We start from the raw sequence: 11641 nt of genomic DNA, 5'->3' as shown, positions 1-11641 counted from the left end.
GCCCCGCCCCCGCCCCCGCCCCCCGCGCCCCCGGCCGCACCGCCGACCGCAGCACCGGCATCCGCCCGCCGACAGGGGTCATAAAGCCCCACTCCGCCGGACGAAAACCGCGAGTCGCGCGACTCACACACGCCCGACCACGCACCCACGTACGTTTCAGTCTCTGGCTCGGGCCAGAATTACGGACATGGCCCGTACTACTTCCCACCCCCCCGAGGATCTCGCCGAGAAGATCATCGACATCGACGTCTCCGAGGAAATGCGCGGCAGCTTCCTGGAGTACGCCTACTCGGTGATCTACCAGCGCGCCCTGCCCGACGCGCGCGACGGCATGAAGCCCGTCCAGCGCCGCATCCTGTACCAGATGAACGAAATGGGGCTGCGCCCGGAGCGCGGGCACGTCAAGTGCGCCCGCGTGGTCGGTGAGGTGATGGGCCGCCTGCACCCCCACGGCGACTCCGCCATCTACGACGCGCTGGTGCGCCTGAGCCAGCCCTTCGCCATGCGCGTCCCCCTGGTGGACGGCCACGGCAACTTCGGCTCCCTGGGCGGCGACGACGCCCCGGCCGCCATGCGCTACACCGAGGCCCGCCTCGACCGGGCCGCCGAGCTGCTCGTGTCGGGCATCGACGAGGACGTCGTCGACTTCAAGCCCAACTACGACGGCCAGGAGACCGAGCCCGAGGTCCTGCCCGCGGCCTTCCCGAACCTGCTGGTCAACGGTGCCGCCGGCATCGCGGTCGGCATGGCCACCAACATGGCGCCGCACAACCTGGGCGAGGTCATCGCGGCGGCCCGCCACCTCATCGCCCACCCCGAGGCCACCCTGGAGGAGCTCACCGAGTTCGTCCCGGGCCCGGACCTGCCCACCGGCGGCACCATCGTCGGCCTGGACGGCATCCGCGACGCCTACCGGGCCGGGCGGGGCACGTTCAAGACCCGCGCCACCGTCGCCATCGAGAAGGTCAGCGCCCGGCGCACCGGCCTGATCGTCACCGAGCTCCCCTACAACGTGGGCCCGGAGAAGGTCGTCGCCCGCATCAAGGAGCTGGTGCAGTCCAAGAAGCTCCAGGGCATCTCCGACCTCAAGGACCTGACCGACCGCACCCAGGGGCTGCGGCTGGTCATCGAGCTCAAGAACGGCTTCAACCCCGAGGCCGTCCTGGAGGAGCTCTACCGGCTGACGCCGATGGAGGAGTCCTTCGGCATCAACAACGTCGCCCTGGTCGACGGCCAGCCCCAGACCCTGGGCCTGCGCGAACTCCTCCAGGTCTACGTCGGCCACCGCCTGGAGGTCGTACGGCGCCGCAGCGAGTTCCGCCGCCGCAAGCGCCGCGAGCGCCTGCACCTGGTGGACGGCCTGCTGGTGGCCCTGCTCGACATCGACCGCGTCATCGCGCTCATCCGCGAGGCCGACGACTCCACCGCGGCCCGCGAGTCGCTGATGGCGGCCTACTCGCTGTCGGACATCCAGGCCCGCTACATCCTGGACACCCCGCTGCGCCGCCTGACCCGGTTCGACCGGCTGGAGTTGGAGACCGAGCGCGACCAGCTCAACAACGAGATCGACGAGCTCACCTCGATCCTGGAGTCGGACAAGAAGCTGCGCCGGGTCGTCTCCAAGGAGCTGGCCGACGTCTCCAAGAAGTTCGCCACCCCGCGCCGCACGCAGCTACGCGAGAGCGACGGCGCCTCCCGCGCCGCGGTGATCCCGCTGGAGATGGCCGACCAGCCCTGCCACGTGCTCATGGACGTGGACGGGCGGATCGGGCGCAGCAGGGGCGCCACCCCGCCGCCCATGTTCGAGGGGCTGCGCGTGCGGCACGACGCGATCGCCGTGTCCGTGCCCACCACCTCCCGGTCGGACGTCGGCCTGGTCACCGACCTGGGCCGGATGATCCGCGTCCCGGTGGTGGAGCTGCCCGAGCTGCCCGACGAGGCGGAGGAGGCCCCGCCGCTGGCGTCCGGCCTGGCGGTCACCGAGTTCGTCCAGCTGGACGAGGACGAACGCGTGGTGTCGGTGGTGTCCATGGACGCCTCCGGGCCCGGCTTCGTCCTGGGCACCGTCGCCGGTGTGGTCAAGCGCGTCGCCCCGGACTACCCGCCCAACAAGGACGACTTCGAGGTCATCACCCTCAAGGACGACGACCGGGTCATCGGCGTCTCCCAGCTGTCCACGGGCGAGGAGGACCTGGCGTTCATCACCTCCGAGGCCCAGCTGCTGCGCTTCCCCGCCTCCGGGGTGCGCCCGCAGGGCCGCCCGGCCGGCGGTGTGGCGGGTGTGCGCCTGCCGGAGGAGGCCCGCGTGCTGTGGTTCGGCGCGGTGAGCAGCCCCGATGACTCGGTGGTGGTCACCGTGTCGGGCACGGGCAACGCCCTGGAGGGCACCCAGGCCGGAGCGGCCAAGGTCACCCCATTCGCCTCCTACCCGGCCAAGGGCCGCGCCACCGGCGGTGTGCGCTGCCACCGCTACCTCAAGGGCGAGGACACGCTGCTCATGGCGTGGATCGGCCGGGGCCCGGCGCGGGCCGCCCGCGCCGACGGCAAGCCGGTGCGCCTGCCCGACACGACCGAGCGTCGGGACGGGTCGGGCGAGGCCCTGCCGCGGGCGATCGTTACGGTGGGGAGTGGACGAACCGACTTCGGTATCACGGCACCGGGATCCGGGGCCTGAGGAAGCCGCAACATGCCGTGCACATCGACCTGGTTCGATGTGCACGGCATCGTCATGGGCACGGACAGAGGGGGACTCACATGAGCGACGACAGCGGGAGCAGCCCGGCGGGCGGGGCGTTCGACGACGTCATCGCCGCCAACGACGACTACGCGGCCCGGTATTCGCTGGCCGGGCTCAAGCCCGTCGCAGCGCGCGGCCTGGCGCTGGTGACCTGCATGGACTCCAGGATCGAGCCGCTGGACATGCTGGGCCTCAAGCCCGGCGACGCCAAGATCCTGCGCAACGCGGGCGCCAGGGTCACCGATGACACCCTGCGCACCCTGGTGCTGGCGGTCTACCTGCTCGGCGTGGAGCGTGTGCTGGTCCTGCCGCACACCCGCTGCAAGATGGCGTCCGTGCCCAGCGACGACGCGGTGCACGACACCATCCTGGAGGAGTACGGGGTGGACACCCGCAGCCTGGAGTTCCACACCGACAACGACCAGCTGGGCGCGCTGCGGCACGACCTGGAGCGCATCCGCCACCACCCGCTGCTGCCCGCCGGGCTGCCGGTGGCGGGGGCGATCTACGACGTGGACACCGGGCGGATCTCCCCCGTCGACTTCTGAGGGGACCCGCGGGCGTGTGCGCCCCCGGTGGCCGGGGATCAATCAAGGGAATGCGGTCATCTCCCCGACCGTTTGACCCGAGGACGGCCCCCGTGCCGCCGGGAGGAGCACTCGTGGAAGAGAGCACGTACGACATCTTCAACCGCGCCCGCATGTTCATGGAGCTGGGCGACCCCATCTACGCCGCCAAGACGCTGGAACCGGCCGTGGAGGACGAGCCCGACAGCCGTTCCCTGCTGGAGCTTCTCGGCCGCGCCTACTTCCACTCCGCGCAGCTGACCAAGGCGGAGCAGACGTTCCGCCGGATCATCGAACTCGACCCGGTGGACCACTGGGCGCACATCGCGCTCGCCCGCACGCTGGAGCGCCAGAGCAGGCACGACGAGGCGGCCACCTACCGCCGCATGCACGCGGTGATGTCCGGCGGCTCGCTCGACTGAGGCCGCCGGCGATGAGGGCCCCCGGGACGTCCGTCCCGGGGGCCTCGCCGTGCGCGCCCGCTACCCTGCTGGTCATGGCAGCTTCGACAGACCCCGACGACGGCACCCCCTGGGTGGACCGATGTAGCGACTCGCGCCGCTCCTGGGCCGACGAGGCGGTCCGCAAGGTGATCGCGGACGCGAACCGCTCGGCCGACACCCACCTGCACGTGTTCCCGCTGCCCCCCGAGTGGGGCATCGACCTCTACCTCAAGGACGAGTCGGTCCACCCGACCGGCAGCCTCAAGCACCGGCTGGCCCGGTCGCTGTTCCTGTACGGTCTGGCCAACGGGTGGATCGACGAGGACACGACGATCGTGGAGGCCAGCTCGGGTTCCACGGCCGTGTCCGAGGCGTACTTCGCGCGGCTGCTGGGCTTGGACTTCGTCACGGTGATCCCCCGCAAGACGAGCCCGGAGAAGATCGCCCTCATCGAGCGCTACGGGGGCCGCTGCCACTTCGTGGACTCCCCGCCGGACATGTACTCGGAGGCGGAGCGGCTGGCCGCGGAGAGCGGCGGCCACTACATGGACCAGTTCACCTACGCCGAGCGGGCGACGGACTGGCGCGGCAACAACAACATCGCCGAGTCGATCTTCGAGCAGCTGTCTATGGAGCGGCACCCGTGCCCGGACTGGATCGTGGTGGGCGCCGGCACCGGCGGCACCTCGGCGACGATCGGCCGCTACCTGCGCTACAAGCGGCTGCACACCCGGCTGGCGGTGGTGGACCCGGAGAACTCGGCGTTCTTCCCGGGGTGGGTGACCGGCGCGCAGGACTACGGGACGGGGATGCCCTCGCGCATCGAGGGGATCGGCCGCCCGCGCATGGAGCCGAGCTTCGTGCCGTCGGTGATCGACCTGATGATGCCGGTGCCCGACGCGGCGAGTATCGCCGCCATGCGCCACCTGTACGACCGCACCGGCCTGTCGGCGGGCGGCTCCACCGGGACCAACCTGTGGGGTGTGTGGCACCTGGTGGCCCGGATGCGCGCCGAGGGGCGCAGGGGCAGCGTGGTGACCCTGATCTGCGACGGCGGCGAGCGCTACCGGCACAGCTACTACAACGACGCCTGGGTGGCCGAACGCGGCCTGGACCCCGCCCCGTACCGGGACGCCATCGACCGGTTCCTCAACGAGGGCGTCTGGGCCCCGCCGGCCTGAACCCGGACGGCCCGCCCCGGACACGGCACAGGGCCCCGGAGAACACCTCCGGGGCCCTACGGCGTCACGGGCTAGGCGTCGATGCGGGCGACGTCGAGCTCCTGGGCGCCCTGCTGGATGAACCGGCGGCGCGGCGCGACCTCGTTGCCCATCAGCAGGTTGAAGACGTTCGCGGCCTCCTCGGCCTGCTCCACCCGGATGCGGCGCAGGGTGCGGTGGCGCGGGTCCATGGTGGTCTCGGCCAGCTGGTCGGCGTCCATCTCGCCCAGGCCCTTGTAGCGCTGGATCGGGTCCTTCCAGGCGATGCCGCGCTTCTCCAGGTCCAGCAGGGTGCGCTGTAGCTCGGCGTCGGAGTACGTGTAGATGTACTTGTCCTCGGGCTTGGCGCCCCGCTTGCGGCGGGTGTTGGTGAGCTCGATGCGGTGCAGCGGCGGGACCGCGGCGAACACCCGGCCCGCCTCCAGCATCGGCCGCATGTAGCGGTAGATGAGGGTGAGCAGCAGGCAGCGGATGTGCGCGCCGTCCACGTCGGCGTCGGCCATGAGGATGATCCGGCCGTAGCGGGCGGCGTCGAGGTCGAAGCTGCGGCCGGACCCGGCGCCGATCACCTGGAGGATGGCGGCGCACTCGGCGTTCTTGAGCATGTCGGCGACCGACGACTTCTGCACGTTGAGGATCTTGCCGCGGATGGGCAGCAGCGCCTGGAACTCGGAGTCGCGGGCCAGCTTGGCGGTGCCCAGCGCCGAGTCGCCCTCGACGATGAACAGCTCGCTGCGGTCCAGGCCCTCGCTGCGGCAGTCCACCAGCTTGGCGGGCAGCGCCGAGTTCTCCAGGGCGTTCTTGCGCCGCTGGGTCTCGCGCTGCTGGCGGGCGGCCAGGCGGGCCTTGGCGGCGTTGACCACCTTCTCCATGACGGTCCGGGCCTTGGCCTTGTCCGCCTTGGAGGTGGAGGTGAGGAACTCGCGCAGCTCCCGGCCGACCACCTGGGAGACGATGCGGGCGGCCGCGGAGGTGCCCAGGATCTCCTTGGTCTGGCCCTCGAACTGGGGCTCGGGCAGGCGGACGGTGACGACTGCGGTGAGCCCCTCCTGGGTGTCGTCCTTGGTGACGGGGTCGTCGCTGTTCTTGAGCAGCTTGACGGCGCGCAGCTGGTCGTTGATGACCCGCACCAGGGCGCGTTCGAACCCGGTGATGTGGGTGCCGCCCTTGGGGGTGGCGATGACGTTGACGAACGAGCGGACCGTGGTGTCGTAGCCGGTGCCCCAGCGCAGCGCCACGTCGACGTCCAGGCGGCGCTCCACGTCGGCGGGGACCATGTGCCCGGCGTCGTCGAGCACGGGGACGGTCTCGGTGAAGTTGCCGCTGCCCTGGATGCGCAGCACGTCGCTGACCGCGTCGTCGGGCGCCAGGAAGGTGCAGAACTCGCCGATCCCGCCGTCGAAGCGGAACTCCTCCTCGAAGGGCTTCTCCTCGCCCTCCACGCGCTCGTCGCGCACGGAGATGGTGAGCCCGGGCACCAGGAAGGCGGTCTGGCGGGCCCGCTCCAGCAGGGACTCGCGGGCGATCTCGGCGCCCTTGATGAAGATCTGCATGTCCGGCCAGAACCGGATGCGGGTGCCGGTGAGCTTCTTGGCGATCTTGCGGAACTGCTCAAGCCCCGAGACGGGGGTGAACTCGGCGTCGGGCCCGGCGCCCGCGAAGCGGCCGGGGATGCCGCGGCGGAAGGAGAGGCCGTGGGTGTGGCCCTGGCGGTCGACCTCCACGTCGACGCGGGCGGACAGGGCGTTGACCACGGAGGCGCCGACGCCGTGCAGGCCGCCGGAGGCGGTGTAGGAGCCGGTGCCGAACTTGCCGCCGGCGTGGAGCTTGGTCATGACCAGTTCCACACCGGAGAGGCCGCTCTTGGGCTCGATGTCGACGGGGATGCCGCGGCCGTCGTCGGCCACCGACACCGAGCCGTCGTTGTGCAGGACGACGTCGATGCGCGTGCAGTAGCCGCCCAGGGCCTCGTCGACGGAGTTGTCGATGATCTCCCACATGCAGTGGGTGAGGCCGCGGCTGTCGGTGGACCCGATGTACATGCCCGGCCGTTTGCGCACCGCCTCAAGACCTTCGAGGACCGACAGGTGCCGGGCGGAATAGTCCTCGGGGTCGTGGACGGCTGCGGTCAAGGCGGTCACTCGGACATCTCCTGCGTCTTGAGGGCCATCGGGGCTCGGATGCGGTGCGTGCCCTTTGTACCGCGCCGCACCGACGAAAAGGGCCAGGCCACGGCGTACGGGTCGGTTCACCTCGTACGCCGGGGAAGGTTCGGGCGGATTCCTACGGGTCCGGCACCGGTGCCGGGCTGCCGCCCGGGGCGGGTCCGCGGCGACCGGAAGCACCACGGGAAGCGGGTGGCGGCGGCCAGAAGGGTCCTGCCCCGCGCGAGACTACCACCTCCGGTGGATGCGACCTGGATACTCCCCTTTTCCGGGGATGCGTCGGGCGTTCAGGGGGTACAACGAGTAGTAGAAACGACGAGCGGCCTCAAAGGCCCCAAAGGGAGATATCCAGGCACCAATCAGGCGGATTCCGCTGTCGGCGTACACGGCCCCGGGTTGGGAACGTCTGGGTCGGGTTAGATGTTGTCTGAGGTGACCGACGCCGAGTATTGAGGATGGCGAAGTGACTGGAACCCTTGCCCCCACCCAGCCGCTGACGGCTGCTGACCGTTGCGACCGCTGTGGTGCACAGGCTTACGTTCGGGTGCTGCTGAACTCCGGTGGCGAGCTGCTGTTCTGCGCGCACCACATGCGCAAGCACGACGATTCTCTCCGAAAGATCGCTTCGGACATCCAGGACGAGACCGACAAGCTCAACGACGACAAGTAGCGTCGGTTCCACGACACGGGCACGGGCGGCGGTCCCCTTCGGGGGGTCGCCGCCCGTCGCGTGTCCGGCCGGGCGCCCGGGCCCCTGCGTGCCCGGGCCCCTGCGTGCCCGGGCCCCTGCGTGCCCGGGCCCCTGCGTGCCCGGGTCCCGGCGCGCCCTCAGCCCAGAACGCGGTTGTGGTACCTGGACACCTCGGTGAACCCGAAGCCCTCGTAGAGGCGGCGCGCCGCAGTGTTCTCCGTCACCACGCACAGGTAGGCGTCGGTGGCCCCCTTGTCGTGGGCCTGCGCCAGCAGGTCGGCCAGGATGGCCGAGGCCACGCCCCGGCGCCGGGCCGCGGGCGCGGTGACCATCGCGCAGACGGCCGCCGACCGCCCCGACAGCACCGCGCAGCCGCGGCCCGCACCGCCGGGCGCGGTCCCGTACAGCGCGGTGGTCGCGCCCAGGATGCGGGAGATCACGTCCACCCCGGCCGGCCCGTGGGCGAGCCAGTCGGCCCCGGGCGCGGCGGTGACCGCCGTGGTGCCGGGGGCGTCCGGGCGCTCCCGCGGCTCCCTGGCCAGCACCAGGGTGGGCTCCACCACCGCGTACCCGTGCCGGGCCAGGCGGGCGTCGGCGTCCTCCTCCCCCGGCCACACCTGGGCGCAGGGGGTGAGCCCGCGCTGCCGGTAGAACGCGGTGACCCCGGCCGGGTCCGCGCCGGGGTCCAGGAGCAGCGCGCTGTTCGCGCGCTTGGTCACACCCTCGGCGACGCCGAACCGCCACCCGTCCCGCTCCACGACCTCGAACGCGGGCCAGTCCCGCGCCACCCGCGCCGCCCACTCGTGCATGCCCGCCGCCCTTCGCCGAAAGCGGCGATCCTAGTGCATGTTCGGCGGATCATTCCGCCCACCCGTCGCCCACCACCACCCTCAACGGACGCCTTCGGCACGGTACTTCCGCGGAGCCCCCGGGCGGCCCCTCGCGGCGCCGACCTCGTTCGGTCGGCCGACACCGGGCGGGCCCCCGCTGTGCGACACCGCCGAGCTTGCGAGGCAAGCCCAGCAGGGGCAGTCGAGCCGGTCGTCTTGCGAGAGATCGCCTGGAGGCCGCTCGTGTCACCCGGCGCGAGCGCCGAACCGAACGGAAGCATCCATCGGACATGCCCTGGCGGCCCGCCGCCCCGCCCCCGGCCGCCGGGGTCCGCCCGACGATCTAGCATGTGGACCGACCACCCCGTCCGAACCTGGAGACCGTTCGATCATGCTCATCCTGCTGCCGCCGTCCGAGGGCAAGGCCACCTCCGGCACCGGACCCGCCGTGGACCCGGAGTCCCTGGTGCTGCCCGCGCTGGCCCCCGCCCGCCGGGAGGTCCTGGCGGCGCTGGAGGACCTGTGCTCGGGGCCCGAGGACACGGCGCTGGAGGTGCTGGGGCTCACCCCGGGGCAGGCCGACGCGATCAAGCGCGACCTGGACGCGGCCACCGCGCCGACCCTGCGCGCCGCCGACCTGTACACCGGTGTCCTCTACGACCGCCTGGGCCTGCCGGAGCTGCTCCGGGAGCACCCCGCCCGCGTCCGGGAGCGGGTGCTGGTCTTCTCCGGGCTGTGGGGTGTGGTCGGCCCCGACGACGCGCTGCCGCCCTACCGGCTGTCGATGGGTGTGAAGCTGCCGCCGCTGGGCGGGCTGGGCGCCTACTGGCGCAGGGCCATGGCCGGGCCGCTGGGGGAGCTGGCCGCGGACCGGCTGCTGGTGGACTGCCGGTCGGCGGCCTACGCCGCCGCGTTCAAGCCCCGGGGCGCCGCCGCCGAGCGGCTGGTGTCGGTGCGGGTGCTGCGCGAGCAGGTCGTCGGCGGGGCCGTGAAGCGTTCGGTGGTCAGCCACATGGCCAAGGCCACCCGGGGCGACATCGCCCGGTCGCTGCTGGCCGAGGGGGTCGAGGCGGCCGGCGTGGCGGAGCTGGCCGACGCGCTGCGGGACCTGGGGCACACGGTGGAGACGCCCGAGGCCGAGCCCAAGGCCCCGCGGGTCCTGGACGTGGTCGTGCGGGACTGACGGGACCGATCGGACGGACGGGACCGCCGGGGCCGGGCCGAGAGCGCGGCGTCGCTCTGCGTGAGATAACGAACCGGTATCGCGACTTTATCCCGCACCTACAGGCCCTGCGCGAGCATGGGCGGTGTCGGATGGACGACGGAACACACCTGGGATCGATTCACCGCGGCCGGGCGGTACCCGGTCAGGTCGGCGCGTGTGGGAACGCGCGGACCGATGGTGCGGAACGCGGGCGTCGCCACACCCGTCGACCGACGAAGGCACCGCGGAACCCGTGTGCCCTCCCGCTCGCTGAGCAGGAGGGCACACGGGTTCAGGCCGTTTCAGGCCACGACGTACTCAGGACGGCCTAGTCCAGGTAGTCGCGGAGCACCTGGGAACGCGACGGGTGACGGAGCTTGGACATCGTCTTGCTCTCGATCTGCCGGATGCGCTCGCGGGTGACCCCGTAGACCTTGCCGATCTCGTCTAAAGTCTTCGGCTGGCCGTCGGTCAGGCCGAAGCGCATGGAGACCACGCCGGCCTCGCGCTCGGACAGGGTGTCCAGCACCGAGTGCAGCTGCTCCTGGAGCAGGGTGAAGCTGACCGCCTCGCCCGGCTGGATGGCCTCGGAGTCCTCGATGAGGTCGCCGAACTCGCTGTCGCCGTCCTCGCCCAGCGGGGTGTGCAGGGAGATCGGCTCGCGGCCGTACTTCTGCACCTCGACGACCTTCTCCGGGGTCATGTCGAGTTCCTTGGCCAGCTCCTCCGGGGTGGGCTCGCGGCCCAGGTCCTGGAGCATCTGGCGCTGGACGCGGGCCAGCTTGTTGATGACCTCGACCATGTGCACCGGGATGCGGATGGTGCGGGCCTGGTCGGCCATCGCGCGGGTGATCGCCTGGCGGATCCACCACGTGGCGTACGTGGAGAACTTGAAGCCCTTGGTGTAGTCGAACTTCTCCACCGCGCGGATCAGACCGAGGTTGCCCTCCTGGATCAGGTCCAGGAAGAGCATGCCGCGGCCGGTGTAGCGCTTGGCGAGCGAGACGACCAGGCGGAGGTTGGCCTCCAGCAGGTGCTTCTTGGCGCGGCCGCCGTCCTCGGCGATCCACTCCAGCTCGTCGCGCAGCTCGAAGGTGAGCAGGTCCGCCTCTTCGGCGAGCTTCTCCTCGGCGAACAGGCCGGCCTCGATCCGCTTGGCGAGCTCGACCTCCTGCTCGGCGTTGAGGAGCGGCACCTTGCCGATCTGCTTGAGGTAGTCCTTGACCGGGTCGGCGGTGGCGCCGGCGGCCACCACCTGGGCGGCGGGGGCGTCGTCGTCATCGTCGTACAGGACGAAGGACTCGTCCTCGTTGCCGGTCTTGACCGGGGAGCCGACGGCCTCGGGGCGGGCCGGCTTGGTGTCCTTCTCCGGCACCTCCTCGACGGTGTCCTCGACCAGCTCCAGCTCGGCGCCGGTGTGTTCGAGGTCGTCGTCGAGGTCCTCCTCGTCGAACTCCTCCGCGTCCGCCTCCGGAGCGAGCTCCAGGTCCTTCTTGCCCGCGGTCTTGCGGGCGGCGGTCTTCTTGGCCGCGGCGGGGTCCTTGGCGGCGGTGGCCTTCTTGGCCGGGGCTGCCTTCTTGGCGGCGGCCGCGGTGGTCTTCTTCGCGGTCGCCGTCTTCTTGGCGGCGGCCTTGCGGGCGGGTGCCTTCTTGTCGGCCTCGGCGGAGTCGACGACGGCGGTGACCGTCTCCGGCTGCTCCTGGGCGGCCGCGGCGCGCACCGGCTTGGCGGTCCGGGCCGGGGTGGAGGTCGTGGTGACCTTGGTGGACCTGGTCGAGGTGGACC

9 protein-coding genes are annotated in these 11641 nt (G+C 71.6%); 6 read left to right on the top strand and 3 right to left on the bottom strand.

What is annotated here, in order from left to right; all coding sequences use genetic code 11:
* Positions 1 to 187: 187 nt before the first annotated feature.
* The 4 genes from ACJOT3_RS25960 (at position 188) to cds1 (ending at position 4927) form a co-directional block, all read left to right on the top strand.
* Entirely contained in the window at positions 188 to 2674 is a 2487-nt protein-coding gene (locus ACJOT3_RS25960; RefSeq protein WP_406975725.1) for a DNA gyrase/topoisomerase IV subunit A, read from the top strand.
* An 80-nt stretch (positions 2675 to 2754) separates the two neighbouring features.
* On the top strand, positions 2755 to 3285 hold the full coding sequence (locus ACJOT3_RS25955; RefSeq protein WP_406975724.1) for a beta-class carbonic anhydrase: 531 nt from the start codon (positions 2755 to 2757) through the stop codon (positions 3283 to 3285).
* A 113-nt stretch (positions 3286 to 3398) separates the two neighbouring features.
* Positions 3399 to 3725, top strand: a complete 327-nt coding sequence (locus ACJOT3_RS25950) for a tetratricopeptide repeat protein (protein WP_406975723.1) — start codon at positions 3399 to 3401, stop codon at positions 3723 to 3725.
* 74 nt (positions 3726 to 3799) lie between these two features.
* Complete coding sequence (cds1, locus tag ACJOT3_RS25945) at positions 3800 to 4927, top strand: L-cysteine desulfhydrase Cds1 (protein ID WP_406975722.1); 1128 nt, start codon at positions 3800 to 3802, stop codon at positions 4925 to 4927.
* Between the two features lie 71 nt (positions 4928 to 4998).
* On the opposite strand, the gene ACJOT3_RS25940 is transcribed toward cds1, so the two are convergent.
* Entirely contained in the window at positions 4999 to 7107 is a 2109-nt protein-coding gene (locus ACJOT3_RS25940) for a DNA gyrase/topoisomerase IV subunit B (protein ID WP_406975721.1), read from the bottom strand.
* A 487-nt stretch (positions 7108 to 7594) separates the two neighbouring features.
* On the opposite strand from ACJOT3_RS25940, the gene ACJOT3_RS25935 reads away from it, so the two are divergent.
* Positions 7595 to 7801, top strand: coding sequence for a DUF7455 domain-containing protein (locus ACJOT3_RS25935; protein WP_306367327.1), 207 nt, complete (start codon positions 7595 to 7597; stop codon positions 7799 to 7801).
* A 158-nt stretch (positions 7802 to 7959) separates the two neighbouring features.
* Here the strand turns inward: ACJOT3_RS25935 and ACJOT3_RS25930 are convergent, their stop codons facing one another.
* Complete coding sequence (locus ACJOT3_RS25930) at positions 7960 to 8631, bottom strand: GNAT family N-acetyltransferase (protein WP_406975720.1); 672 nt, start codon at positions 8629 to 8631, stop codon at positions 7960 to 7962.
* A 412-nt stretch (positions 8632 to 9043) separates the two neighbouring features.
* On the opposite strand from ACJOT3_RS25930, the gene yaaA reads away from it, so the two are divergent.
* Entirely contained in the window at positions 9044 to 9835 is a 792-nt protein-coding gene (yaaA, locus tag ACJOT3_RS25925) for a peroxide stress protein YaaA (RefSeq protein ID WP_406975719.1), read from the top strand.
* A gap of 349 nt (positions 9836 to 10184) precedes the next feature.
* Here the strand turns inward: yaaA and ACJOT3_RS25920 are convergent.
* On the bottom strand, positions 10185 to 11641 hold a 1457-nt coding region (locus tag ACJOT3_RS25920; protein ID WP_406975718.1), incomplete at its 5' end, for an RNA polymerase sigma factor.

This window comes from Nocardiopsis protaetiae, assembly GCF_045446735.1.
In the GTDB taxonomy this organism is placed as follows: domain Bacteria; phylum Actinomycetota; class Actinomycetes; order Streptosporangiales; family Streptosporangiaceae; genus Nocardiopsis; species Nocardiopsis protaetiae.
The sequence above is the reverse complement of the archived record's forward strand: the minus strand, read 5'-3'. Positions and strand labels throughout refer to the sequence as shown.

What these genes read in the sequence shown, in the direction of transcription:
- ACJOT3_RS25960 (WP_406975725.1), top strand. Translation starts at nt 188, where the DNA reads ATGGCCCGTACTACTTCCCACCCCCCCGAGGATCTCGCCGAGAAGATC.
- ACJOT3_RS25955 (WP_406975724.1), top strand. Translation starts at nt 2,755, where the DNA reads ATGAGCGACGACAGCGGGAGCAGCCCGGCGGGCGGGGCGTTCGACGAC.
- cds1 (WP_406975722.1), top strand. Translation starts at nt 3,800, where the DNA reads ATGGCAGCTTCGACAGACCCCGACGACGGCACCCCCTGGGTGGACCGA.
- ACJOT3_RS25930 (WP_406975720.1), bottom strand. Translation starts at nt 8,631, where the DNA reads ATGCACGAGTGGGCGGCGCGGGTGGCGCGGGACTGGCCCGCGTTCGAG.
- yaaA (WP_406975719.1), top strand. Translation starts at nt 9,044, where the DNA reads ATGCTCATCCTGCTGCCGCCGTCCGAGGGCAAGGCCACCTCCGGCACC.